Genomic DNA, 24631 nt, shown 5'->3' with positions numbered 1-24631 from the left:
GATGCCACGTCGACTCAGTGATCTCCAGGTGTCGGCACACCTCGGCCAGCTCCTGGCCGGTTCCGAGGAGCTTATTGCCCTCGGCCAGCTTGCGGATGATCTGATCCGGCGTATGCCGCCGGCGTTTGTTCGTAGCCATGTCGTCGTCGATTCTTCCTGCCCAAACACCTGGGCAACAGAGTCGCACAACAACTGGACCACTACGACGGGCTCACCTCACTGGGAACCGTGTCTTTTGCAATGCCTCGTCAAGCGTTGCGCCGCCACTAAGGACGGTGCTGAATCCCACTGTTCCAACCAAGTCGAGATACCTATGCAACGTTGGGCGCCGCAGATCACCATCGACAAGGACTACGTTGTGATCGGCTTCCGCCAACGCCAACGCCACGTTGATGGCTGTTGTGGATTTGCCCTCGCTGGGTACCGAGCTAGTAACGACGATCACGCGCGGCGGATTGTCGACCGCAAGAAACTGCAAGTTGGTCCGAAGTTTTCGAAAGGCCTCAGCGATTGGCGAATTTTCGTTGTCAAACGATATAGCGGCTTGCTTACGGCGGTCTTTATCGAGAGGAATGCTCCCAACGATGGCTGTACCAGTCGTTTCCTCGAGGCTTTCGCGATCCTTCACGGTGTTGTCCAACACATCACGAAGGACTGCAAGTCCAATCCCTAATATCACGCCTAATGCGAGCCCAGTGAGAAGGTTCGGGATTGTTCGGGGTACCACGGGATCATCAGGGATCGATGCACGTTGTTCAACAATCACGCGCGCGTCAGGAGTGTCCCCATCTTCTGGGGTTTCCAACTCACGTACCAAGACGACAAACTCGTCCGAAAGAGTATTCGCGATGTCGCGCGCCCGTATAGCGGACTCATCTAGAACTGTCACGTCGATTAGAACGGTGTCGAGTTTCGACGTGGCATTAACTCGGTCCTGCAATGCGGGGGCGCTAATTTCTAGGCCCAGCTTATCCACGGTCCGCTGGGCGAGCGTTTGCCCCATAAGAAGTTCGGTATAGGAAATAACCCGCTCTTGAGAGAATCTGTTGCCCTGATAGATATCCGTTACAGATGTGCCCGACGCAGTCGACACGAACAGTCTCGTAGACGCCTGATACAACGGCGTCGTCAGGAGGGTCAATAAGCCCGCGCCCAAGACTGCAACGAGTACCGTCACGCAAACAGTGATCCACCGCGACCGCAGCGCCTTCACAAAGGCTTGCAAGTTCAATGCCACCACCCCTTCAACACCCGTCGACCTGCCCCAAGGGTTCGACAATTCGATGATGCGACCGCGCACATACTTACCTGGCTACGCAATGCGGATCTCTTGCACGTGTCCGTCACCGGGCACCTTTCGGCTATTTCGAACACACGGGCACCGATACTACGGGGTTAACTGTGTCTACCAAGGGCTGAACTGGAACCTGGGGTGAGCCTGGGGTCGTAGGCTCCGACAGCTGAAAGCTGATATCGGCCGATTGCCCGGGCGGGATAATGACCTGCACCTCGAAGACCGGATGCCCGCGCTCCGTATTTACGATTGCCGGCACCCGCTCACCATTGAGGATCGCACTTGATAGTTCCGCCCCTTCGGTGGCGAAGAGACGCACCGACGTGATGTTTGTGCCCTTCGGAACCGCAATCCGTAGATCGGGGGACAGACCTTCGGTGCCCGCTACGTAATCCGGCAAGTCTTCGGGAGCTGTGTTAGTCAATTTCACAGTCACCGTCGATGCACGTGTTTCGCCTTCGCATTCGTCAGCGGCGTATTCAATCTGCGTCTTCAGATAGTAATCAAGCTTGTTTCCGCCGAGATTGTTGATCACGACGCCCGCGTACGGCGCCGGGTCCTCGGGGATCACGTGCGCGAGAGGTGTCTGTTCGAGTAGCTCTTGTTCTTCCGGATTTGCACTCCAGATGGCTATGCGCCGTTCACTGAGCGCCTTACCCAACGCGTCGAGCAATTGCCGAGGCGACTGCACCGGTCCCGTCATCTTTGTGACGACCGCGCTGGCGATATCCTGTAGGTACTGCTTGCGCTCCGCCTGCTGATCCGCCGGAAACCTACTGTAGGCGGTCGATTCAGTCAGTTCGACAACATTGTCCCTGGAAACAATCTCGCCGTCCGGCATTGTCACCGGCCCGACAGCACCCAAGATATAACTCAACGCCACTGGGTCGATCGCAACGACGCCGTCCACTTCCATGCCGGTCTGCTCAGCCCACATCGCCTTCCATATCTGAGCGGCGTAGGGGAAGTGCGGACTCAGGTTGCTATTGCGGAAGTCCGTGAAGGGTTGCGCATACCCATACTGCTTGTCGTAATCAAGCCCGAGTTCGACTGGTGCAACTGCATCAACCAGGTCGGTGTTGGGAGCCAAGGTGTCGACGGTCGGTACGCCGTTGTCGAACCGGAGGATGCCATAGCCGCCCAGCAGTCCTCCAGTCCCGCGCGCTTCGGCATTGGTCTGAAAGCCCATGAAATATGTGCGTGGCCCGTCTGCGCCCATCATCGACGGCGCCAGCCGCGCAGCCAAGGCGGCGTTCTCGATCACCGAAGTGATGTCGGAAATCTGGGCTTGGAGTTCGGAACGGGCGTCGCTCATTAGAGACACATACCGGGGATCGGTGATCGCGGCGGCCTCGCCATTCAGACGGGTAGCATTCGCAGACAGTTCTCTGAGTTGAGGTTCTTCATTGCGAAGTAGATCGACATCGACTCGGCCATCTCGGTACAGCCGCTCGGGGGAGATCGCAATGCCGACGTCGGCTGCGGGCCGGAGAACGTCAGATGCCAGGCCGAGGACTACATCGGTGACCTGCTGGCCAGTTTTGAAGGGACTGCCCAGCCACGGCACTGCAGAGACGACATTCCACGCCAAGGAGTGAGTGGCATCGCGGGCCGCCTGCGCTTGCACAAGTGCATCGTCGGCCGACTCTGACGCGGCTTCGGTATTTCCTTCTAGGAGTGCGTTTTTGGCATCCTGGGCACTCGCGCGAGCTTGCTCGAGATTCGACTTCGCTTGGAATGCGCCAATCACCACCCAGCAACCCAAACCGAGGACGACGAGTACCAGCACGCCGAGTCCCCAGAGGAATCCGCGGCTACGAACGAACCCAGGAAGCCGCTTTCGGCCCCCGTCATAGTCCGCTTCAGTCTCATCGGAGTCTGGATATTGATCAGGTCGGCGTCGCGGAAAAAGTGGCACTCAGAGTTTCCTGTGACAGATTGAAGCCTGCACATCGACAGCGCGACGTGCAGGCTTCAACACCATGAATTAGATGACTTTCCTAGCGGGCAGCGGTCCGCTAGCAGGGGCCCCGAGTCACCGTTCCATAGGGTCCTGCCGAGATTCCTTCGCCATCCCTACAAGCGCTGATAGAGAGGGCGCCGAATGCCGCCCGCTGCACGTTCAGCTGCGCAATCCTGTTCTGGTAGAACGGCGCGAAGATCGAATCGGGGTTCCTCGCCAACTTTGCTTCGTAGATGGCGATCGTGGTGTCGGTCCAGAACGTGGCGCTCCTGGTCATGGTGGCAGCGATCTGCACCGAGGAGACCTGGAAGAACCAGATGAAATCTCCTGGCGCCTGCGCGAGGTCGCCCATCACCTGCACGGGGGCAGCCGGGGCCTCCACCACGGGAGCGGCGTTTGCAGCGACAGGTGCAAAAGCGGCACTTGCCCCGAGCGCAAGGGCGGCGGCACCGACCTGAAATTTGGCGGCGATGGCATTCATTAGTTTCCCCCCAAGAAGGTGTGTTCCCTTGATGTTGCTGTGAGCTTCGCAGACTCCCCGCACCCTGTCAACCGAAATGGCCGTATCCGCGCAACTTTCTCCGCAATATCCGAAAAACCTACGACCAGCGAGTCTGCCTTGTCAGCGACTGCCTTCTGGGTGCGCGCGGGGACACCTTTATCCCACCCCGGACGGCTTTCCGAAAACTCCTCTCATGTATTTGCTGGCAATAGTCCGATCAACCGTTTGCTCAGCATGATGGCTTTTTCCCGGGGATCTGGACAGTGGCTAGCAGTGCCCGGTGATCGGTGCCGCGAAGAGAAAACGTTCTCAACGAGGACACCGAGGCGTTGCGCGTCACGACGTGATCGATGGTGATGAGAGGAAGTGTGAACGGATACGAGGGATACGTCGGCCCCAGCCCGGAGCCGGTCTGCGCGACCCCGTCTGTACCCATTGGTCAGCAGTTGTCGAAATTGGTGCATGTCGGGCGTGCTGTTGAAATCTCCCGCGACGATGACGGCACCGTTCCCCGCCTCTGCAGCGAGGTTCTCCATCCGATCTTTCGCGGCGCTGATGCCGGCCCGTCACTCGTCGAAAGCCCTGCCGTAGAAGGTCAACGGGTTCATGATGTGCACGCTGGCGACGATGGGTTCGATCTGCACGGCACCGATGTCGACCCTGGCCGCCACCATGCTTCCACCCCTCAGCGGCGCGATCACCTCTACCGGGTAACGACTCCACAGTCCGTATCCGCCGGCGCCGGGTGTTGGCACCAACACCGAGTACGGAAAGTCGTCGCGCATGCCTGCGGCGTAGAACCGCTGGACCCAGTCCGGGGTGAGCTCGGACAGGGTGATGACATCTGCACTGATTCGAGCCAGGTCGGTGAACGACGCAATATCGGCCCGCCCTTCACGCAGGTTCGATGACAGTACGCGCAATTCGACATGCTCGCAGACCATCGGCTGCGGTTGTCCCATTTAGTACCAACGTATTTGGACACCGAGAGTAGCGGCCAACACCACCACTGCCAGCACTGACGTCACGGCGCGCCGGCCGAGCACCGATATCACCAGCTCGAGCGCGGCGAGGACCACGGCGTACGGCGCGCTCACTGCCACAAGCAACGCGATGTTGTTGGTCAACGGAAGCGCGCAGTCGACAAGGGTGACGGTCGCATAGGTCAGAAGCAGTACCGCCAACCAGTGGCCGCGCCTGCGGCGCGGCCTGCGATTCCTGCCAGAGATGAGGCGCGCCCCTCCCCATGTGTCGCCGCCTGCGGTGACGGCAGGCTATCAACTCGGCGTGCCGGGAGCGGTTCCGAAACACATCGACCGATATTCTCTAAGGGACTTCTAAGGGCCACCCGCGACATCGCAATACCGCGCCGATAACATCGACTCTTATGACCAGCGTGACTGAGCCCGAAGCCGAGCACGAGATCGACATCCACACCACCGCCGGGAAGCTCGCCGACCTGCGCAAGCGCGCCGAGGAAGCGCTGCACCCGGTCGGCGAAACCGCCGTGGAGAAGGTGCACGCCAAGGGCAAGCTGACCGCCCGCGAACGCATCCTGGCGCTGCTCGACGAGGATTCGTTCGTCGAACTCGACGCGCTGGCCAAGCACCGCAGCAAGAACTTCGGCCTGGACAAGAACCGGCCCACCGGCGACGGCGTGGTCACCGGCTACGGCACCATCGACGGCCGCGACGTCTGCATCTTCAGCCAGGACGCCACCGTGTTCGGCGGGTCTCTCGGCGAGGTGTACGGCGAGAAGATCGTCAAGGTCCAGGAGCTGGCCCTCAAGACCGGCCGCCCGCTGATCGGCATCAACGACGGCGCCGGCGCCCGCATCCAGGAGGGTGTGGTCTCCCTCGGCCTCTACAGCCGCATCTTCCGCAACAACATCCTGGCCTCCGGCGTCATCCCGCAGATCTCGCTGATCATGGGCGCCGCCGCCGGCGGGCACGTGTACTCCCCCGCACTGACCGACTTCGTGATCATGGTCGACCAGACCAGCCAGATGTTCATCACCGGACCCGACGTCATCAAGACCGTCACCGGTGAGGACGTCACGATGGAGGAACTCGGCGGCGCGCACACCCACATGGCCAAATCCGGCACCGTGCACTACGTCGCCTCCGGCGAGCAGGACGCGCTGGACTATGTCCGCGACCTGCTGGGCTACCTGCCGCCCAACAGCTACGCCGAGCCGCCGCGCTACCCCGCGCCGCACCCCGGCCCGATCGAGGAGAGCCTCACCGACGAGGACGTCGAGCTGGACACGCTGATTCCGGATTCGCCGAACCAGCCCTACGACATGCACGAGGTCATCACCCGCATCCTCGACGACGACGAGTTCCTCGAGGTCCAGGCCGGATACGCCGGCAACATCATCGTCGGGTTCGGCCGCGTCGACGGCCGCCCGGTCGGCATCGTGGCCAACCAGCCCACCCAGTTCGCCGGCTGCCTGGACATCAACGCCTCGGAGAAGGCCGCGCGCTTCGTGCGCACCTGCGACTGCTTCAACATCCCGATCGTCATGCTCGTCGACGTGCCGGGCTTTCTGCCCGGCACCGAGCAGGAATACAACGGCATCATCCGCCGCGGCGCGAAGCTGCTGTATGCCTACGGCGAGGCCACCGTCGCCAAGATCACCGTCATCACCCGCAAGGCCTACGGCGGCGCGTACTGCGTGATGGGGTCCAAGGACATGGGCTGCGACGTCAACGTGGCCTGGCCGACCGCTCAGATCGCGGTAATGGGGGCCTCCGGTGCGGTGGGCTTCGTCTACCGCGGCCAGCTCAAGGAGGCGGCCAAGAACGGCGAGGACGTCGACGCGCTGCGTTTGGAGCTGCAGCAGACCTACGAGGACACCTTGGTGAACCCGTACATCGCCGCTGAGCGCGGGTACGTCGACGCGGTGATCCCGCCCTCGCACACCCGCGGCTACATCGGCACCGCGCTGCGGCTGCTGGAACGCAAGGTCGTCCAGACCCCGCCCAAGAAGCACGGCAACATCCCGCTGTAAGCCCGCCGCTCGAATCTGCTTCCCAGATAAGGACGTTGCCTCATGGAACACAACGCCGACATCGTCGAGGTCTCCGACCCGCGCGACATGACGATCGATGATCCGCCGGCCCCGGACCCGCACTTCCAGGTGGTCAAGGGCGCACCCACCGTGGAGGAGATCGCCGCGCTGGTGACCGTGCTGGCCGGTGCCGGTGGCGGTTCCGCTGGCGAAGCCGGCCCCCAAGAGCTCAACATGTGGGGGCACCCGGTGGACAAGCTGCGCTACAACACCTCCAGTTGGCAGCGGGTCACGCTGCTGGAACGGACCCACATGCGGCGATGATGAGCCGCTTGCGCGAAGAGCAGACGACAGAGATGAGCCGCTTGCGCGAAGAACATCAGCTATGACCACGGTTGTCCTGGGCTCGGCGTCGTCGGGCCGGCTGCGGGTGCTGCGGCAGGCCGGCATCGATCCACTGGTTGTCGTCTCCGACGTCGACGAGGATGCGTTGCGCGCCTCGCTGGAACCAGACACGCCGCCGGAGGCGGTGGTGGCCAAACTCGCCAACGCCAAGGCGGTCAGCGTCGCCGCGCAGTTGCCCGAGGACGTGGCCTTTGATTGCGTGGTGCTCGGCTGCGATTCGCTGCTCTACCGGGATGGCGAGCTGTACGGCAAGCCCGGCTCGGCCGTTGCCGCGCGCCTGCAGTGGCGGTCGATGGCGGGTTCCGTCGGTCACCTGCTGACCGGGCATGCGTTGCTGCGGATCTCGGCGGGCGTCATCACCCACACCGACAGCGAAACCGGCAGCACCACCGTGCATTTCGGCCGTCCCTCCGAGGAGGAACTGACTGCCTACGTCGACAGCGGCGAACCTGTCCACGTTGCCGGCGCCTTCACGCTGGACGGTCTCGGCGGTTGGTTCATCGAACGGATCGAAGGCGACCCGTCCAACGTCATCGGGTTGAGCCTGCCGTTGCTGCAGCGCATGCTGCGCAACGCCGGGTTGTCAGTGGCGCAGTTGTGGACGCGATGAGCGCACGACTCGGCTGTGCGCCCGTCACCACGCTGGCTGTGCTGCTGACCTCGACCGCGCCTGCGCTATGGGCGGAACCGTGGTACGAGAGTTCGACCCGGGCAAAGGCCACCACGACTTCGATGACACCGGGCGATTGACTTGGCTGGCAGACAGATTCGCGAATCAGCGTGCCACCAGCGATTGCTGACCCCGCCGTCCGCAGCCTGATCAATCGACTGCCGACGTACGCCCAGGTTTGGCGGAAGCGATGACTAGCAACAGGTCACGCGTGACCCGCGCCAAAGTAATTGTGCTGTGTCCGCCGTTGCCGCAATGACCGTGCTCAGCGGTTGCTCCCAGGTCGAAGAAGTGACCAACGAGGGCGATGACACCAGCTGCGGCGACTTCGTGGGCTTCGACGAAGCAAAGCAGAACGAGACCATCACGAAGATACTCACCGACGAAGGCAAGAACGAACCCGGCAACGCCGAACACTCCGGAACTCGACTGTCGGTCACCACCTACTGCCAGGTGGTGGGCAACCACGACAGCCCGATCAAGGAAGCACCACACCTGTAGCCATCACGATTCGGCATAGCGCTTAGACGGACTACGTGCAAGTGCGCTGGTTGAACCGCTTCACGTAGAGGATGACCCTCTTGGTCTTCTGGGAAATCTGATTTCCAGCGGACGGACCCTGCGCACACACCTCCCAGTTGGACTGGTTGATCACCGCCTGGCCGTTCTTTCTATCAAGCACGGAGAGATTCAACTCCGCGGGTCCGGTCACGTCCCGTATGGCCTTCATGGCCTGACTTAGCACCATGTTTCGTACGTTTGGCATCACCCAGACTTCTGAAGGAGCTTGAGGCATTGGCGCTTCTGGCACCGCCACTGCCGGTGCCGCGATCCCGACAGCAGATGCAAACGTCGAGCACGTCGCGACAACCAAGACAAAGAACTGGGTCCACGCCGGGGTCGCTTTCACACCATTGTGAATCATGGTTGCAGGATAGCGTAGTAACTCGCCAGGTTTGGTCACGAAGCAGTCTCGCCGAGATCTCCGCCAGTCACTCACACGCTTCGAAATCGCTGAATCCCGCCGGATATTCGTGCACTAAAGGCAATAGACACGCAACTCCCACCACCGCGCGCCACCAGGCGGGAGATGCAGCCCAATGCAACAGTGACTTGCTGCGTGTTGCGGCCATCGCTGACGGCCGCTATTGCCAGCAATCGGGGTCGGTCGAGCGCCTCACACCGAACGCAACGGTGACCTTCGACTGGTACAGCAGCAGGTCTGCCTCCGGCTTTGGATACTGCCAACAGACAGTCCAGTTGGCGTCATTGATCTGCTCACGGCTGCCTTTTGTGTCATCCGTTTGGACATCCAAGTCCAAAGGACCGGTGATCTCGGAGACCATGCCAAGCGCCTGATTCAGCAACATTCCCTTGACGTCAGGCATCTCCCCGACAGGCTCCGGCTCGTTTGCCGCTCTCGCCAACCCGGCAGAAAAGACCATCATAACGAACGTAGCGAACACGCTCGCGACCGCGACACCCAAATTCTTCTGCATCTTTGCCCCCTCGAACGAAAACCGACCCCGGCCGAACTGTAGCGCATCCTCGATGTCCGTCGGCGACGTTTACAGAGGCCACGTTGCTAGACCGCGGCATACCGAAGCTTGGCTCCCGGTTGACGCTCCCGTCAAGCCAATGATGCTGGCGGACACGATGTCGGTCAACCACTCCCGCGTCTTGTCAGCAACGCAACTACGCCCTGAAACGACTTCATATCAAAGTTGCATTCTCTGGCTGGCAATTGCCTAGTGATTTCTCCAACAGTTAAGCGGGCGAAGATGCGCGTTACCGGGGGCCGTCAGTCCGATTCGCTTGTCTTCTACCTGGTCATCCTGCGATTGCCTCAGACATGTAACGACCTACGCGCAGCTCTCATCGTGGGGTCGCTGCACGGCGAGGGTGACCTTCAGCGTTTCGTGCGAAATTTTGGCGCCCTCTTTCGGCGACTGCCCGCACACCACCCAGTCCTCCTGGTTGATCACCGGTTGCGAACCTCTCGCCACGGTCCTGATGTCGAGCACCACCGGTTCGGTGACGTGCTGCACGGTGATCATCGCGTGCTTGAGCACCATTCCGTCGACGTCGGGCATCACCCAGGACATGTCGTTGGACCCCGGCGTGTAGATCATGCCGTCCCGCGCCGCCGCCGCGGGGCCTGCGGCCCCGATCGTCGCGGCCGCCACGGCGCATGTCGTCGCTACCGTCGTGATGATTCGCTTGTTCATCGCCCACTCCTCGAGATGAAGTTCAAAAGCCTTGCAGCAGTTGCTGTTTTCCGCGGTCGGAGCCGGCGCCCTTCGGCGACCTCGATGTGCGCCGAGCAATCAACTGATCGCCAGTAACGATAAGGCCGCAGCAGCCCAAGCGCTGAAATCCCCAGCGAATCAACAGGAACGACGCAGGAACCACGCAGCCACCGCGGATCGGGCGTGCCCAGTCGTCACCCCCAGCTTCAATCAACGTGACACAGCTCACAAATGCGTAGCCGGCGTGCACGATCGTCAAGATCGAGCGAAGATCTGACACACCAGAACATTTCTGCCGGGGGGCTCAAAAATGACTACTGTCATTGACCGTTATCGAGAATCGTCGCTGCGCCGACGTCGCCGTGCAGAACGAGCAAACATTCGTCTCGACATTCAGGGTTTGCGGATGGTCGCGGTGTTGGCGGTCGTCGCCTACCACCTGACCGGTTGGCCGCAGGGCGGGTTCGTCGGCATCGACGTCTTCTTCGTCATCTCCGGGTTCCTCGTCACCGACAGCCTGCTGCGCCACACCGAGCAGAACGGAGCGGTGGCATTCCGGGACTTCTACTGGAACCGGGTGCGTCGCATCGTCCCGGTGGCCACGGTAGTCCTGCTCGCCACCTGGGTCGCGTCGATCTACGTGCTGCCGCCGCCCGGCGCGCGTGAAGTCGGCATCGACGCGCTGTTCGCGTTCTTCTTCGTGGCGAACTGGCACTTTGCTGCCGACGGCGCGGGTTACCTCTCAGCAGCCCAATCGGTTTCGCCGGTGCAGCAGTTCTGGGTGCTGTCGATCGAAGAGCAGTTCTACCTCGTCTGGCCCGCTCTGATCTTCGTGGCCACCCTGATCGTCATCCGCAAGGCGTGGTCGCGGACCCGCTGGATGCTGCTCGCCGGCGGCATCATGGGCGTCGTCGTCGCCGCATCCCTGGCGTGGGCGCTGTACCTCACCGCGACGTCACCGTCCTGGGCGTTTTACGGGACCTTCGCCCGGGTGTGGGAGTTGGGTGTCGGCGCCCTGTTGGCCACCGCGGTCGCGGGGCTGGCCACGGTGCCGGACCTGCTGCGGCCGCTGCTGTCCTGGGCGGGCCTGGCGGTGATCGTCGCGAGCATGTTCCTGATCGGCGACGACACCGCGGGGTTCCCGGCCCCGTGGGCGCTGCTGCCGGTGGCCGGCGCCGCCATGGTGGTCGCGGCCGGCGTCGGCACCGAACCCGAGTTGCAGTGGCCGCTGCGCAACCCGGCCAGCACCTACCTCGGCAACATCTCGTTCGCGCTGTACCTGGTGCACTGGCCGGTGATCATCTTCCTGACGACGATGATGGCGACCAGCGTCTACTTCTACGTCTGCGTGCTGGCGCTGAGCTTCGGGTTGGCGATCGCGTGCTACCACTTCGTCGAGATCCCGATGCGCTACGCCGGTCCGGAAGCGATCCGCGACGCCCGAGACGCCATGCGCCACGGCCTGTTCAAGCCCGAGTTGTCCACCAAGGTGGCCGCCGTGGCGGCACTGGGTCTGGTGGCAGTCGCACTGATCAGCTACGCGATGCGGCCCGACGCCTACGAACCCGCCGCCCACCAATTGCCCGCCGCGCTGGTTCAGGCGCGCTGACAGTTCCCTCGCCCCAGGTTTGGCCGACGTGACGACTGGGCAACAAGTGGGTCCATGACTCGTGCGAAAATTCTTCTGGTGTCCGCTGTTTCCGCCATGACCGTGCTCAGCGGCTGTTCTCAAGTCGAAGAAATCACCAATGAGGGTGGCGACACCAGCTGTGGCGACTTCGTCGGCTTCGACGAAGCGGAGCAGAACGAGACGATTACCAAGATGCTCACCGACGAAGGCAAGAACGAGCCCGGCAATGCCGAACTCAGCGGAACCCGACTGTCGGTGACCACCTACTGCCAGGTGGCGGGCAATCAAGACACCCCGATCAAGCAGGCCCCGCACCTGTGACGGTCGCCCGCCAACTGCCGACAGTGGTTCACGCCCGCTGAAAGCTCAGCGTCTCCCCGCGCACCCCGCCCATCCACAGGTCCTGGCAGGCGGCCGCCATCTCCTCGAGGCCCTCGACGATCTCGCCGAACACGTTGCCGGGGATCCAGCCCTGGTCCCCGTTGATCAGCAGGTTGTTGCGGCCGTAGAACAACGCGAGGTCGACGATCGCGCCGGTGGTCCCGGTGCCGGTGCTGTTCTCGTACCCGTAGGCCGGGTTGCCCAGGTCGTCGGAGTCGAACGAGAACCAGCACAGGTCCCCGGGGATCGGCGTCACCGTGGTGTTCTCTTTGCCCGGATCGGCCGCAGTGAACGCCGGCAACAGCGTGTAGATCTCGTTGCGGGCGTACTTGCCATGGAACACCTGCGAGGACAACGGCCCGTCTGCCAGCGCATCCCACACCGCCGCGCACGTGCGTGGCGCCTGCTCGTCGAGCATCCGGGCCGTGCACGTCACGCCGCGCTTGTCCAACGAGACGGTGATCAACCTGCTCAACGGTGCTCCTTCTGCGTCATCAGTGTCGGCATGCGCCGGTGCCAGTCGGTGGCCGACTGGTAAGCCTGCCCCACCCGCAGCACCAGCGCATCCGCGTGCCGGGCCCCGACGATCTGCAGGCCCACCGGCAGCCCGGCGGTGGTGAACCCGCACGGCACGCTCAGCGCGGGCTGCTGGGTCATGTTGAACGGATACGTGTACGGCGTCCAACTCGTCCAGTCCGGCGACGACGAGCCGTCGGGCACATCCTGGCCGACCGGGAACGCCGGCAGCGGCAGCGTCGGCGTCACCAGCACGTCGTAGCTCTGGTGGAAGCGACCCATCAACTGCCCCAACTGCATTCGCACCGCGATGGCGTCCAGGTAGTCCGACGCCGAGAGGCTCGCCCCGATCTGCGCGGTGCGCAGCAGCCCAGGATCGGCCCGGCCCGCCAGCGCCGCCAACTCACCGTAGACCTCCAGCACTTTGGCCTCCCCCGAGAACCACAGCACATGGAACGCGTCCACCGGGTCGGTGAACCCCGGGTCGACCTCCTCGACCACCGCGCCGGCGTCGGCCAGCACCGCCACCGCCGCACGCACCGCGGCGTCGACCTCCGGATCGTTGCGGACGAAGCCGAGGTTCGACGAGAAACCGACCCGCAGCCCGGCCACCCCGCCGTCGAGCCCGTCCAGGAACGAACCTGTCGGCGTCGGCATCGCCGCCCAGTCCCGGGCGTCGAACCCGGTGATCACGTCGAGCAGCGCCGCGGTGTCGCGCACCGTCCGCGTCATCGGACCGGAATGCGCCAGCGTGCCGAACGGGCTGGCCGGATAGTGCGGGATCAGCCCGAACGTCGGCTTCAGCGCGACCGTCCCGGTGAAGGCCGCCGGGATCCGCACCGAGCCGCCGCCGTCGGTGCCCACCGACCACGGCCCCATCCCCAGCCCGACCGCCGACGCGCTGCCGCCACTGGACCCGCCCGCCGTCACCGCCGGATCCCACGGATTGCCGGTGGGCCCGAACGTCAGCGAGTCGGTGACGCCCTTCCACGCATACTCCGGGGACGTCGTCTTGCCCAGCAGGACCGCCCCGGTCTCGCGCAGCCGCGCCACACACGGGGAGTCCTCGTCCCACGGCCCCGCCGCGTCGATCAGCGCGCTGCCCCGCAGCGTCGGCCAGCCCCGCGTCAGGAACACGTCCTTGATCGACGTCGGCACCCCGTCGCCCGGGCCCAGCGGCTCCCCGGCGTACCAGCGGGCCGCCGACGCCTCGGCCGCCGCCAGCGCCCCCTCGACGTCCACCATGACGAACGCGTTGACGTCCTGGTTGTAGGCCTCGATGGCGTCGAACGCGGCGAGCGTGGCCTCTACCGGTGAGATGGTCTTGTCCCGATAGCCCTCGATCAGCTCGGTGGCCTCGAAGATCATTTCCCCACCCCGCCCGGTATGTAGCCCAGTTGCTTGTCCACCACATTGTGCAGGGGCTCCCCGGCCAGCCAGCGGCGGGCGTTGGCGGCGAACTGGGCGGCCAACTCGTCACGCCAGCCGACGACGTCGGCGGACATGTGCGCGGTGATCGTCACGTTCGGCGCGTCCCACAGCGGGTGATCGGCCGGCAGCGGTTCGGTGTCGAACACGTCGAGCGTCGCTCCCCCGATCTGGTGTTGCGTCAGCGCCGCCAGCAGCGCGGCCTCGTCGACCATCGGCCCCCGGGCGATGTTCACCAGATGCGCGTCCGGTTTCATCGCGGCCAGCACCGTCGCCTCCACCAGGCCGTGGGTGGCCGCCGTCAGCGGGGCGGCCAAGATCAGGTGATCACACCACCCGGCGTGCACGGCCAGGTCGGCGCTGTCGACGACCTCACCGAAGTCGGGATCGTCGGCGACGGGCCGGCGTCCGGCGCCGCGCACCGTCAGCCCGGCCGCGCGCAGCAGCTTGGCGATCTCGCGGCCGATGCCGCCGGTGCCGACCACCAGCGCGGTGGCGCCGGTGATGCTGCGCGTCTCGCGGTGGCGCCACTGGTGGCGGCGCTGCAAGTCGAAGCTGGTGCGGCTGTCCTTGGCGTGCGCGATCACCGCGCCCAGCACGTACTCGGCCAGCGGCCGGTCGAACACCCCGCGGGCGTTGGTCACCACCACGTCGGAGGCCCGCAGTTCGTCGAACAGCAACGTGTCGACACCCGCGGCGGTGATGTGAATCCACTGTAAATTTCCCGCCTCGGACCAGACGTCGCGGACCGCGGTCGAGAAGAAGTCCCACAGCAGCAGACCTTGGGCTCCACGGACCGCCTCAGCGAGCCCGTCGGCTGCACAAAACCGCAGCTCAACGTCCAGATCCTCGATCCCGGGGGGTCGGTCATCCGCCGTTGCGCACAGCACCGCCACCACCGGTCGAGTTCCAGGCACGGGGACGAGGCTAGGAACCCGACCGTCGGATTGTCAACAATCAGACTTGCGGGGGAGGCACCTCAGCCTCACACTGTGCAAATGAACCCCTCGCCACCTCTGCAGCAGGCCGGGATCGGAGTCGTTGTTCCCTACGATTTCGCTCTTGACCGGGAGCTTTGGCGATGGTTGCCCGACGACGTCAGCCTGCACATGACGCGGATGCCGTTCGCCCCGATGGCGGCGACGATGGAGATGGCGATGCACATCTCCGATCCGGAGACCGCCGCGCAGAGCGTGATCGACATTTCGGCGATATCGCCGCTGGTCACCGCCTATGCGTGTACGTCGGGCAGCTTCGTCGGGGGCACGATGGCCGAGCAGGCGCTGGTGGCTTCCATGGTGGCCGCCGGCTCGCCCGCGGCGCTGACCACCAGCGGCGCCCTGCTCGAGGCGCTGCGCTACATGGGGATCACCCGGATCGCGACGGCCACGCCGTACACCGCGGACCTGACCGTGGGCTTGACGGCCTTCCTCGGCGAGGCGGGCATCGAGGTCACCGCCGCGACCGGCCTGGGGCTGATCTCCGACATCTGGACGGTGCCCCACGACGTCACCGCCCAACTGGTCCGCGACACCGACAACGACCAGGCAGAGGCCGTGTTCATCAGTTGCACGAACATGCCGACCTACGACGTGATCGCCCGCCTGGAGGGGGAACTGCGCAAGCCCGTGCTGACCGCCAACCAGGTGACGATGTGGATGGCGCTGGGCCTGATCGGCCGCAAGGCTGTCGGGCCGGGCCAGCAGTTGATGGAGCGCTGAACGGGGTCGCGTTCCCTGGCGATGTCGCGGACGTTAACATTGTTGACAATCCACTCATTTCGGTATCAGCCAAGGAGGGCCGCATGCCGACGGTCGGTCTGCTCTATCCCGGTCACAGCGCCGAGGACGACTTCCCCGCACTAGAGGACCGGATCGCCGGCGCGGTGCGCCTGCCGGTGGTGATCACGTCGGTCGGTGAGGACGCCCACCGCGTCGACGCGCTGCTCGACCTCGGCAGCAACACCCGACTGGCCGATGGCGCCGCGCAACTGGCGCCGCAGAAGCCCGACGCGGTGATGTGGGCCTGCACGTCGGGCAGCTTCGTGTTCGGCATGGAGGGCGCCGCCGAGCAGGTGTCGGCGGTGGCCGCCGCGGCCGGGGTGCCGGCGTCGTCCACGTCTTTTGCGTTCGTCGACGCGCTGCGCCACCTCGGCATTCGCAAGGTCGCGATCGCGGCGTCCTACCCCGACGACGTGGCCCAGCACTTCGTCGGCTTCCTGTCCGACGGCGGGGTGACTGTGGTGTCGATGGGCAGCCACGGCATCGTGACCGCGGCCGAGGTCGGCACGCTGGAACCGTCCCAGGTGGTCGCGATGGTGACCGCCGCCGATCACCCCGATGCCGAGGCGGTGCTGGTGCCCGACACCGCGATGCACACGCTGGCGATCATCGAGGAGCTGGAGGCCGCGGTCGGCAAACCGGTGCTGACCGCCAACCAGGTGACGGTGTGGAAAGGCCTGGAGCTGCTGGGGCCGGTTCCGGCCTTACCCGGGCTGGGCGCGCTGTTCGGAGGTGCCCGATGACGAGCTACATCGGCCCGCTGGTGCAGGAGACGACGCCGAGCATCATCGCCGACAGACTGCGGGCCGCGATCGGCCACGGCGAGCTGGAGCCGGGCGCCCAACTGGGCGAGGCGGAACTGGCCCGCCAGCTCGGGGNCAGCCGTGGCCCGCTGCGCGAGGGCATGCAGCGCCTGACCCAGGAGGGGCTGCTGGTCGCGATCCGCAACCGCGGCATCTTCGTCAGCGACATGACCCCCGAGGAGGTCAGCGACATGTACCTGGCCCGCGGGGCCGTCGAACGTGCCGCGGCCCGCAAGATCCTCGACGACGGCGGTTACACCAAGGCCGGGGACGCGCTGCTGGCGATCGTGGACCAGATGGGACGGGCCATCACCTCGGCCGAGGCCAGCGAGCTGGACATCGCGTTCCACGAGCGGCTGGTGGAACTGTCCGGGAGTCCGCGGCTGGCCCGGATGCATCTGACGTTCATCACCGAGACCCGGATGTGCATCCACGCCCTGGCCGAGAGCTACGCCAAGTCCGACTACCGCGAAGAGGAGCACCGCATTCTCGCGACGGCGATCCGCTCCGGGGACCGCGACCGCACCGACGAGCTGCTGGTGGCGCACATGGACGATGCGCTGGCCCGGCTGATCGACCAGGACGAGGCCGTCGGGGCTTAGGGCCGGGTCAGACGCGGCCGCGACGCCGCAGCGCTTCCCAACACCGGTTGATCGTGTGGGCGCGGGTGTGTTGCGGCATCACTTCGATCAGCACCCAACCCTTTTGGCGGAGCAGTTCACGGAACTGGACATCGGGAACGAGGCTGCGACGGTGTGCGGCCCACTCCACCCCGACCTTGGCGTCGGGCCAGCCCAAGGCGACGACGACGCCCCATGTCTCTTCGCCGGTGATCGCGTTCCAGAAGTCGTCCTCGACAAAGATGCTGGTGCTCGGAGGTGGCAGGTAACTGTCCATCAGCGTCAACCGCAGCAGGGTCTCCTCCTTCGACCGGGAGCCGCCGTCCATCAGCGTGATCGCCTCCCCGGCTGCGGACCCCATGCCGCGGGCGCGCCGGTAGCGGGCTCGGAGTGGGGCGACGTCGGCAGCCGTGACGTCGGTGACCGCACTGAGCTTGTCGAGGAGGACGACGGCCTCGTCGCGCGGCAGGCGCCGGGCGAGGTCGAGCGCGGTCCGCGCCGGCGTTGTCCGGGCCAGCCCGTCACGGTTCACCTCGTCCGGCTCGATGCGTTCGTTCCGCACCACAAGACCGGGCCTGCGCCGTCGCGGCGGGGCGATGACCTCGATCGGCGCGGTCTCGTCGACCGGCCGCACGCCGTACAGCGTGGCAGCGGTTCTGCCGGCCAGGACTCCCCGGCGGCCGGTCCACAGCCAGGCGGCCATCGCCCTGGCGTACCAATCGATCTGCGCGTCGCGGTGGATGTAGACGTCGGGGAGTATCGCGGTGTAGTTCCAGCGCAGCGCACCGCGAGTCAGCGTGCCGGACGCGAGGGCTTCGCTGCCGATGATCGGTTTGTGCATGTGCGCCATGGTGTTCGGTGCCACAGACACGTTTCCGGTGCTGTGGCCGAGATCTACTTCAAGGCTGTGAATCAACACCGGATTGGGGAAACCGCAGCCGTGACGTCGATTTTGCGCACAACAACACAAACGGACACTAGGCGGGACACCGGCGCCCGCTCAGCTCATCTTGATGCCGATGTACTTCGTCTCCAGGAACTCGTCGATGCCCACCGAACCGCCCTCGCGGCCGAGGCCAGAGGATTTCATCCCGCCGAACGGCGCCGCCGGATTGGACACCACGCCCTGGTTCAAGCCCACCATCCCGGTCTCCAGCGCCTCGGCCACCCGCAGTGCCCGGCGCAGGTCATTAGTGAAAACATAAGAGACCAAACCGAATTCGGTGTCGTTGGCGGCTGCTACCGCCTCCTCCTCGGTGTCGAACGCCGACAGCGGCGCGACGGGGCCGAAGATCTCCTGATCGCTCATCTGCGCGTCCCGGGCCACGCCGGTCAGCACCGTCGGCGGGTAGAAGAACCCCGGGCCACCGGGCGCCGAACCTCCCGTCAGCACGGTGGCGCCGCGCTCCACGGCGTCGGCGACCAGCGTCTGCACCTTGCGCAGGGCGGCGTCGTCGATCAGCGGTCCGACCCGCACCCCGTCCTCGGTCCCCCGGCCGACCGGCAACTCCGCCATTCGGGCGGCCAACCGACGGCCGAACTCGTCGATGATCGAGGACTGCACGTAGATCCGGTTGGCCGCGGTGCACGCCTCCCCCATGTTGCGCATCTTGGCGGCCATGGCGCCCTCGACGGCCTCGTCGAGATCGGCGTCGGAGAACACCAGGAACGGCGCGTTGCCACCGAGTTCCATCGACGTCCGCAGCACCTTCTCCGCGCACTGCTCCAGCAGGATCCGGCCCACCTGCGTCGACCCGGTGAACGACAGCTTGCGCGCCAGCCCCGACCGGATCATCGGCTCCAGCACCGCGCCCGCCTCGGTGGTGCTGATGCAGTTGACCGCCCCGGCGGGCAACCCGGCCTCGGCCAGAATGTCCATCAGCGCCAGCATCGACAACGGCGTCTGCGGCGCCGGCTTGATCACGCTGGTGCACCCGGCGGCGATCGCCGGGCCCAGCTTGCGGGTGCCCATCGCCATCGGGAAGTTCCACGGGGTGATCAGCAGGCACGGCCCGACCGGTTGCCGGGCCACCAGGAACCGCGCTCCGCCGGCCGGTGCGGTCTGATAGCCGCCGTCGATGCGCACCGCCTCTTCCGCGAAATGCCGGAAGAACTCTGCGGCATAGGCGATTTCACCGCGAGACTCGGCCAGCGGCTTGCCCATCTCCAGCGTCATCAACAATGCCAGGTCGTCAACACGCTCGTGCAGCAGCGCGAACGCGCGGGTCAGGATGTCGGCGCGCTCCCGCGGCGCCATCGCGGCGAACGCGGGCTGGGCGGCCACCGCGGCGTTCAGCGCCGCCCGCCCGTCCTGCGGCGCAGCGTCGGCGACCGCGCACAGCGTCGCCCCCGTCGCCGGGTCCAGCACGTCGGACGTGCGCCCGTCGGTGGCGTCGACCCACTTGCCGTCGATGAACAGTCGCTTGTCGACGGCGTCGACAAGCCGGGCCTCATCGCGATCGGTCACCGGCTACCCGCCCCGGCGAGCTCCAGCTGCGGCGGCGCTCCTGGCGTGCCGGGGATCTCGGTGCCGTTGATCGGGCAGCGGGTGGTCTCGGGCACCCGCGACAACGCGATCGCGCCGACGACCACCGCGCCCATCATGTAGAACGCCGGCCACAGGTTGTTGCCGGACTCGCCGACCAGCCACTCGTTGACCGCCGGTGCGGTGCCGCCGAAGATCGACGTCGACACGTTGTAGGCGATCGCGAAACCCGCGAACCGCACCTGGGTGGGGAACATGGCCGGGAACATCGCCGAAATCGTCGCCAGCTGAGGCACATACAGCAGACCCAGCACCGCGAAGCCGATGATCGCGCCCACCACACCGGTGGACATCAACATGAACATCGGGACCACGGCCACGAACAACCCGATCAACGACACCCACCACAGCGGTTTCCTGCCGACCCGGTCGGACAGATGCCCGGCGAACGGCACGAACACCATCATCGCCAGCATGCCGATGATCGGCACCACCAGCGAGAAGTTGGTGGACAGCCCGATGGACAGCTCCAGATAGGTCGGCATGTAGCTCAGCAGCGTGTAGTTGACGACGTTGAGCGCCACCACGAGACCACCCAGCTTCAGGATCGGCGCCCAGTAGCGGGTGATCAGATCCTTGAACTCCGAACCGACCGATTCCTCTTCCTTGCCCTGCTCCTCGAGCTCCTTGAAGACCGGGGTGTCCTCGAGCTTCATCCTCAGGTAGATGCCGACCAGGCCGAGCGGGGCGGCGATCAGGAACGGCAGCCGCCAGCCCCAGCTGCCCATCTGCTCGTCGGACAGCACCGCCGAAAAGCCCAGCATCATCAGCGCGCCGGCGGAGAAACCGGCCAGCGTGCCGAATTCCAGGAAGCTGCCCAAAAAACCGCGACGGCGCGGCGGCGCGTATTCGGCCATGAACGTCGCGGCGCCGCCATACTCGCCGCCGGTGGAGAAGCCCTGGATCATCCGCAGAACGATCATCAGCGTCGGGGCCCAGAACCCGACCATGTCGTAGGTGGGCACCAGGCCGACGCAGAAGGTGGCACTGGCCATCAGCACGATCGTGATCGCCAGGATCTGCCGGCGGCCGAGGCGGTCACCGAGCGGGCCCCACACGAACCCGCCCAGCGGACGCACCAGAAACGACACCGCGAACGTCATCAGCGCGAACAATGTGGCGGTCTCGGCGTCGCCGGGGAAGATGGCCGCGGAGATGTAGGTGACGCCGTAGGCGTAGAGCCCGTAGTCGAACCATTCGGTGGCGTTGCCGATGGCCGAGGCCGCGATGGCCTTCTTCAACACCTCGGGAGGTTGATCAGCGGGCTCAGCGGTGGCGGGCTGGTCGGGGCTGCTCATCGGGGCTCCTCAAGTCAGGGACGATGTCGGACGGCTGCACCGGCGCAGCAGTTTGCCACCGAACTTTTCGGGCACACTCGCGAACTTGTAGCTTTGTTGACAATCCGACGTTAATCACCGTCCACGAGTGACAGCAAGGCATTCCTGTTATTTGGTTGTTAACTCCCCGGCCCCAAGTCCACCGGGACTTCGGACGCGTACCCACAAGATCACATTTGAAACCGTCCGATGACCTGTCCGTGCCAACCAGGCCCGACGGTAGGCTGGAATCCGTGCCGCTACCTCCAGATCCGAACCCCGCCCTGCAGTCCTACGCCCACCCGGAACGGCTGGTCACCGCCGACTGGTTGTCCGGAAACCTGGGCCGGCCGGGCCTGGCCATCGTCGAATCCGACGAGGACGTGCTGCTCTACGACACCGGCCACATCCCCGGCGCGGTCAAGATCGACTGGCACACCGACCTCAACGACGCCCAGGTGCGCGACTACATCAACGGCGAGCAGTTCGCCGCGCTGATGGACCGCAAAGGCATCGCCCGCGACGACACCGTCGTCATCTACGGCGACAAGAGCAACTGGTGGGCCGCCTACGCGCTGTGGGTGTTCACGCTGTTCGGCCACCCCGACGTCCGACTGCTCGACGGCGGGCGCAACCTGTGGATCTCCGACGGCCGCGACACCACGCTGGACGTGCCGAGCAAGCAGAGCACCGGCTACCCCGTCGTCGAACGCGACGACGCCCCCATCCGCGCCTTCAAGGACGACGTCCTCGGCGTTCTCGGTGAACAGCCGCTGATCGACGTGCGCTCCCCGCAGGAGTTCACCGGCGAGCGCACCCACATGCCCGACTACCCCGAAGAGGGCGCGCTGCGCGGCGGCCACATCCCGACCGCGGTGTCGATCCCGTGGGCGAAGGCCGCGCTGGACAACGGCAGGTTCCGCAGCCGCGCCGAGCTCGACGAGCTGTACGGCTTCCTCAGCCCCGAGAACAAGACGGTCGTGTACTGCCGCATCGGGGAACGCTCCAGCCACACCTGGTTCGTGCTGACCCATCTGCTCGGCCTGCCCGGCGTGCGCAACTACGACGGTTCGTGGACCGAGTGGGGCAACGCCGTGCGGGTGCCCGTCGCGGTCGGGGAAGAACCGGGCGAGGCCCCCACGGCATGAGCGGGATGCCCGCGGCACTGGCCGAGGTGGTCTCCGACTTCAAAGAGGTCGAAGGCCAGGACAAGTTGGCCATGCTGCTGGAGTTCGCCAATGACCTCCCCGACCTGCCCGCCGATCTCGAAGAGGCGGCGATGGAGCCGGTGCCCGAATGCCAGTCACCGCTGTTCCTGCACGTCGACGCCGAGGACCGCGACCGGGTCCGGCTGTTCTTCAGCGCGCCCGCCGAAGCGCCGACCACCCGGGGCTTCGCCTCGATCCTGGCCGTCGGCCTCGACGGGCAGTCCGCCACCGACATCCTGGCCGTGCCCGACGACTTCTACACCGACCTGGGGTTGGCGACGCTGATCAGCCCGCTGCGGCTACGCGGCATGTCAGCGATGCTGTCGCGGATCAAACGCCACCTGCGGTAGCCGCGTCACCCGCCCAGCTCAGTGAAACGGGAAGAAGATCGGCACCAACGCCGGAGTTGCCACAAGGACCAGCAGCGTCAGCGGCACGCCCAGCCGGGCGAAGTCCGTGTACCGGTAGCCGCCCATCGCCCACACCATCGTGTTGGTCTGGTAGCCGATCGGGGTGAGGAACGACAGACTCGCACCGAAGATCACCACCACGGCGAACGGCATGGCGTTCAAGTCGGCCTGCTCCGCGACCGCGATCGCGATCGGGAACATCAGCGCTGCCGCGGCCAGGTTGGAGATCACCTCGGTCACCACCATGGTGGCCGCCAGCACCGCTGCCAACAGTCCGAAACTGCCCAGCGGTGCCGCCGCACCCACCACCAGGTTGGCCAGCGTGGCGGCCAGTCCGCTCTCATCCACGGCCAGCCCCAGCGCGAAGCTGGTCGCCATCAGCAGCAGGACATTGGTGTTGATGAAGCGGCGCGCATCGTCGAGGGTCACGACTCGCGTGACGATGAGCGCGAACGCGATGAGCAGCGACGCTTTGAGCAGGTCCAACAACCCGGTTCCGGCCAGCACGATCAGCGCAGCGACACTCACCTCGACCACCCTGGTGCGTTCGCGCCGGATCGGCCTGTCTTGGTTCAGCGGCGCGACCACCGCGAAGTCGCGGTGCTCGCGGTACTGCTGAGCGAAATCGGGCCCGGCCAACACCAGCAGGACGTCACCGGCTCGCAGCCGGACATCACCGAGCTTGCCGGACAGCTGTTGGCTGGCGCGATGAATCGCGACCACCGCCGAGCCGTACCGGCTGCGGAACCCCGCCGCCTTCAAACTCGAGCCGACCAGCGGTGAATTGACACCGATGACAGCTTCGACGAACTGGCGCTGCGGATTGCGGGCCAGGTCGTCGAAATGGCGGGCCTCGGCCGAGGTCAGTCCGTTCATGTTCTGCAGGTCCAGCACGCGGGCGATATTCCCGACGAACACCAACCGGTCGCCCACCGCCAGAGGTTCGTCGGGTCCGATCGCCGCGATCACCCGCTCGGCACGTTCCACCTCGACGAGGAACACTCCCTCGAGGTTGCGCAACCCGGCCTCGGCGACCGTCGCACCGGCAAGCGCGCTGTCGGCGGCGATGGTCATCTCCACGGTGAACTCCCGCTCGTTGCCGGCCAGGGCTTCACCCGGCGTGCTGCGGTCTTTGAGCAGCCGCGGCCCCAACAACACCATGAGAAGCACGCAGCCGATCGTCAACGGAAGTCCGACCCCGATGATCGAGAACACCCCCAGGCGGCCCAGACCGGCGGAGTCGATGAGGTCGTTGACGAACAAGTTGACCGACGTGCCGATCATCGTCATCGAGCCGCCGAGAATGACCGCGTAGCTCAGCGGCATCAAATACAGCGATGGCGAGCGCCCCGTGCGCCGACACCAACGAACCACCCGAGGAGCGAGCATCGCCACCAGCGGGGTGTTCGCGATGAACGCCGACACTCCCGCCGACGGGCCGCACACACGCAGCAACTCGGCCCGCGGTTTGGCGCGGTCGGCGCCACCTAGGAGTTTGGACGTCACACCGTCGAACGCGCCGGTGATATCGGCCGCCCCGGCCAGCACGTACAGTGCGGCGACGATGGCCAGGGACTCGTTCGCCACGCCCGCCAACAGCTGCCCGGAATCGATGACCCCCGAGACGTACAGCGCCAGGACCGCGCCGCCCATCACCAACGACGGATTGAATCGGTCGAGAATCAGCACAACGACGGTGACGCCGACGACGGCCAGCGTCACCCACGCGTCAACGGTCACTATCCCCCTATTGTTCGGGCCGCCAACGAGCAGAAGCCAGCACCGCTCGGGGCATCACCGTACTCCCGAGAGCACACATTCTCGCCTCTGCCAGACGTGAGACCGCCGCCCGGTTAGGCTCTGACCACGCTCAGCGGCGCGGCTGAGGGGACGAGCG

28 protein-coding genes and 2 pseudogenes are annotated in these 24631 nt (G+C 65.4%); 12 read left to right on the top strand and 18 right to left on the bottom strand.

Annotated features, from left to right (window positions below; translation table 11 throughout):
- The 7 genes and pseudogenes from BEMPMBAN_RS17460 to BEMPMBAN_RS32695 all read right to left on the bottom strand — a co-directional run.
- Positions 1 to 139 (bottom strand): annotated as a pseudogene (locus tag BEMPMBAN_RS17460) (IS3-like element ISMyma8 family transposase); the annotation flags it as partial.
- An 81-nt stretch (positions 140 to 220) separates the two neighbouring features.
- A pseudogene (locus BEMPMBAN_RS17455) lies at positions 221 to 1231 on the bottom strand (YveK family protein); the annotation flags it as partial.
- 130 nt (positions 1232 to 1361) lie between these two features.
- Positions 1362 to 3080, bottom strand: coding sequence for a DUF4012 domain-containing protein (locus BEMPMBAN_RS17450; protein WP_159232339.1), 1719 nt, complete (start codon positions 3078 to 3080; stop codon positions 1362 to 1364).
- A 232-nt stretch (positions 3081 to 3312) separates the two neighbouring features.
- On the bottom strand, positions 3313 to 3738 hold the full coding sequence (locus tag BEMPMBAN_RS17445; protein ID WP_159232318.1) for a hypothetical protein: 426 nt from the start codon (positions 3736 to 3738) through the stop codon (positions 3313 to 3315).
- A gap of 212 nt (positions 3739 to 3950) precedes the next feature.
- Positions 3951 to 4295, bottom strand: coding sequence for a hypothetical protein (locus tag BEMPMBAN_RS33185; RefSeq protein ID WP_425294985.1), 345 nt, complete (start codon positions 4293 to 4295; stop codon positions 3951 to 3953).
- 30 nt (positions 4296 to 4325) lie between these two features.
- Entirely contained in the window at positions 4326 to 4721 is a 396-nt protein-coding gene (locus BEMPMBAN_RS33180; protein ID WP_234897542.1) for an endonuclease/exonuclease/phosphatase family protein, read from the bottom strand.
- Positions 4722 to 4943, bottom strand: coding sequence for a hypothetical protein (locus tag BEMPMBAN_RS32695; protein ID WP_234897541.1), 222 nt, complete (start codon positions 4941 to 4943; stop codon positions 4722 to 4724).
- Positions 4944 to 5146: 203 nt separating this feature from the next.
- Between BEMPMBAN_RS32695 and BEMPMBAN_RS17435 the strand changes: the two genes are divergently transcribed.
- From BEMPMBAN_RS17435 to BEMPMBAN_RS17415, 5 genes are all read left to right on the top strand, one after another.
- Positions 5147 to 6772 carry an acyl-CoA carboxylase subunit beta gene (locus BEMPMBAN_RS17435; protein ID WP_159232316.1) on the top strand — a complete coding sequence of 542 codons (1626 nt, stop codon included), beginning with the start codon at positions 5147 to 5149 and terminating at the stop codon, positions 6770 to 6772.
- A gap of 42 nt (positions 6773 to 6814) precedes the next feature.
- A complete protein-coding gene (locus tag BEMPMBAN_RS17430; protein ID WP_159232314.1) occupies positions 6815 to 7096 on the top strand; it encodes an acyl-CoA carboxylase subunit epsilon in 282 nt (93 codons plus the stop codon).
- Between the two features lie 61 nt (positions 7097 to 7157).
- The gene (locus BEMPMBAN_RS17425; RefSeq protein WP_159232312.1) at positions 7158 to 7787 is read left to right on the top strand and encodes a Maf family protein; all 630 of its coding nucleotides are present in this window, start codon (positions 7158 to 7160) and stop codon (positions 7785 to 7787) included.
- Positions 7784 to 7927, top strand: a complete 144-nt coding sequence (locus BEMPMBAN_RS17420; protein ID WP_159232309.1) for a hypothetical protein — start codon at positions 7784 to 7786, stop codon at positions 7925 to 7927. Before BEMPMBAN_RS17425 ends, BEMPMBAN_RS17420 begins: the two co-directional genes overlap by 4 nt.
- 175 nt (positions 7928 to 8102) lie before the next feature.
- Entirely contained in the window at positions 8103 to 8348 is a 246-nt protein-coding gene (locus tag BEMPMBAN_RS17415) for a hypothetical protein (protein WP_159232307.1), read from the top strand.
- Between the two features lie 31 nt (positions 8349 to 8379).
- Here BEMPMBAN_RS17415 and BEMPMBAN_RS17410 read toward each other — a convergent pair whose 3' ends face one another.
- The 4 genes from BEMPMBAN_RS17410 to BEMPMBAN_RS17395 form a co-directional block, all read right to left on the bottom strand.
- Entirely contained in the window at positions 8380 to 8772 is a 393-nt protein-coding gene (locus tag BEMPMBAN_RS17410; RefSeq protein ID WP_159232305.1) for a PASTA domain-containing protein, read from the bottom strand.
- 220 nt (positions 8773 to 8992) lie between these two features.
- Positions 8993 to 9346, bottom strand: coding sequence for a hypothetical protein (locus BEMPMBAN_RS17405; RefSeq protein WP_159232303.1), 354 nt, complete (start codon positions 9344 to 9346; stop codon positions 8993 to 8995).
- 363 nt (positions 9347 to 9709) lie between these two features.
- Positions 9710 to 10075 (bottom strand): hypothetical protein, encoded by a 366-nt coding sequence (locus BEMPMBAN_RS17400; protein WP_159232301.1) that lies wholly within the window; start codon positions 10073 to 10075, stop codon positions 9710 to 9712.
- Positions 10076 to 10097: 22 nt separating this feature from the next.
- Positions 10098 to 10355, bottom strand: a complete 258-nt coding sequence (locus tag BEMPMBAN_RS17395; protein ID WP_234897540.1) for a hypothetical protein — start codon at positions 10353 to 10355, stop codon at positions 10098 to 10100.
- Between the two features lie 51 nt (positions 10356 to 10406).
- On the opposite strand from BEMPMBAN_RS17395, the gene BEMPMBAN_RS17390 reads away from it, so the two are divergent.
- Positions 10407 to 11705 carry an acyltransferase family protein gene (locus tag BEMPMBAN_RS17390; protein ID WP_159232298.1) on the top strand — a complete coding sequence of 433 codons (1299 nt, stop codon included), beginning with the start codon at positions 10407 to 10409 and terminating at the stop codon, positions 11703 to 11705.
- 78 nt (positions 11706 to 11783) lie between these two features.
- On the top strand, positions 11784 to 12047 hold the full coding sequence (locus BEMPMBAN_RS17385; protein WP_234897538.1) for a hypothetical protein: 264 nt from the start codon (positions 11784 to 11786) through the stop codon (positions 12045 to 12047).
- A gap of 28 nt (positions 12048 to 12075) precedes the next feature.
- Here the strand turns inward: BEMPMBAN_RS17385 and BEMPMBAN_RS17380 are convergent, their stop codons facing one another.
- The 3 genes from BEMPMBAN_RS17380 to BEMPMBAN_RS17370 are packed head-to-tail and all read right to left on the bottom strand — an operon-like array spanning position 12076 to position 14968.
- Complete coding sequence (locus BEMPMBAN_RS17380) at positions 12076 to 12582, bottom strand: DUF3830 family protein (protein ID WP_159232293.1); 507 nt, start codon at positions 12580 to 12582, stop codon at positions 12076 to 12078.
- Positions 12579 to 13991, bottom strand: coding sequence for an amidase (locus tag BEMPMBAN_RS17375; protein ID WP_159232291.1), 1413 nt, complete (start codon positions 13989 to 13991; stop codon positions 12579 to 12581). Before BEMPMBAN_RS17375 ends, BEMPMBAN_RS17380 begins: the two co-directional genes overlap by 4 nt.
- Positions 13988 to 14968: a D-2-hydroxyacid dehydrogenase gene (locus tag BEMPMBAN_RS17370; RefSeq protein ID WP_234897537.1), complete on the bottom strand. Its 981-nt coding sequence runs from the start codon at positions 14966 to 14968 to the stop codon at positions 13988 to 13990. The genes BEMPMBAN_RS17375 and BEMPMBAN_RS17370 overlap by 4 nt, the downstream gene beginning before the upstream one ends.
- A gap of 81 nt (positions 14969 to 15049) precedes the next feature.
- Here BEMPMBAN_RS17370 and BEMPMBAN_RS17365 point away from each other — a divergent pair, with 81 nt between their 5' ends.
- From BEMPMBAN_RS17365 to BEMPMBAN_RS17355, 3 genes are all read left to right on the top strand, one after another.
- Positions 15050 to 15772: a maleate cis-trans isomerase family protein gene (locus BEMPMBAN_RS17365; RefSeq protein WP_234897536.1), complete on the top strand. Its 723-nt coding sequence runs from the start codon at positions 15050 to 15052 to the stop codon at positions 15770 to 15772.
- A gap of 83 nt (positions 15773 to 15855) precedes the next feature.
- Positions 15856 to 16575 carry a maleate cis-trans isomerase family protein gene (locus tag BEMPMBAN_RS17360; RefSeq protein ID WP_200846021.1) on the top strand — a complete coding sequence of 240 codons (720 nt, stop codon included), beginning with the start codon at positions 15856 to 15858 and terminating at the stop codon, positions 16573 to 16575.
- A complete protein-coding gene (locus BEMPMBAN_RS17355; RefSeq protein WP_159232288.1) occupies positions 16572 to 17237 on the top strand; it encodes a GntR family transcriptional regulator in 666 nt (221 codons plus the stop codon). Before BEMPMBAN_RS17360 ends, BEMPMBAN_RS17355 begins: the two co-directional genes overlap by 4 nt.
- Before the next feature lie 7 nt (positions 17238 to 17244).
- Here BEMPMBAN_RS17355 and BEMPMBAN_RS17350 read toward each other — a convergent pair whose 3' ends face one another.
- The 3 genes from BEMPMBAN_RS17350 to BEMPMBAN_RS17340 all read right to left on the bottom strand — a co-directional run bounded on the left by BEMPMBAN_RS17350 (position 17245) and on the right by BEMPMBAN_RS17340 (position 21098).
- The gene (locus BEMPMBAN_RS17350; RefSeq protein ID WP_159232287.1) at positions 17245 to 18096 is read right to left on the bottom strand and encodes a type IV toxin-antitoxin system AbiEi family antitoxin; all 852 of its coding nucleotides are present in this window, start codon (positions 18094 to 18096) and stop codon (positions 17245 to 17247) included.
- A gap of 159 nt (positions 18097 to 18255) precedes the next feature.
- A complete protein-coding gene (locus tag BEMPMBAN_RS17345; RefSeq protein ID WP_159232284.1) occupies positions 18256 to 19722 on the bottom strand; it encodes an NAD-dependent succinate-semialdehyde dehydrogenase in 1467 nt (488 codons plus the stop codon).
- Positions 19719 to 21098, bottom strand: a complete 1380-nt coding sequence (locus BEMPMBAN_RS17340) for an MFS transporter (protein ID WP_159232283.1) — start codon at positions 21096 to 21098, stop codon at positions 19719 to 19721. The genes BEMPMBAN_RS17345 and BEMPMBAN_RS17340 overlap by 4 nt, the downstream gene beginning before the upstream one ends.
- Positions 21099 to 21370: 272 nt before the next feature.
- On the opposite strand from BEMPMBAN_RS17340, the gene BEMPMBAN_RS17335 reads away from it, so the two are divergent.
- Both BEMPMBAN_RS17335 and BEMPMBAN_RS17330 read left to right on the top strand, forming a co-directional pair.
- Complete coding sequence (locus BEMPMBAN_RS17335) at positions 21371 to 22264, top strand: sulfurtransferase (protein ID WP_159232280.1); 894 nt, start codon at positions 21371 to 21373, stop codon at positions 22262 to 22264.
- Complete coding sequence (locus BEMPMBAN_RS17330) at positions 22261 to 22674, top strand: SufE family protein (protein WP_200846020.1); 414 nt, start codon at positions 22261 to 22263, stop codon at positions 22672 to 22674. The genes BEMPMBAN_RS17335 and BEMPMBAN_RS17330 overlap by 4 nt, the downstream gene beginning before the upstream one ends.
- A gap of 18 nt (positions 22675 to 22692) precedes the next feature.
- Here BEMPMBAN_RS17330 and BEMPMBAN_RS17325 read toward each other — a convergent pair whose 3' ends face one another.
- On the bottom strand, positions 22693 to 24474 hold the full coding sequence (locus BEMPMBAN_RS17325; protein ID WP_159232278.1) for an SLC13 family permease: 1782 nt from the start codon (positions 24472 to 24474) through the stop codon (positions 22693 to 22695).
- Positions 24475 to 24631 lie beyond the last annotated feature (157 nt).

Origin of the sequence: Mycolicibacterium austroafricanum (assembly GCF_902705885.1) — a bacterium.
Taxonomy (GTDB): Bacteria; Actinomycetota; Actinomycetes; order Mycobacteriales; family Mycobacteriaceae; genus Mycobacterium; species Mycobacterium vanbaalenii_A.
The sequence above is the reverse complement of the archived record's forward strand: the minus strand, read 5'-3'. Positions and strand labels throughout refer to the sequence as shown.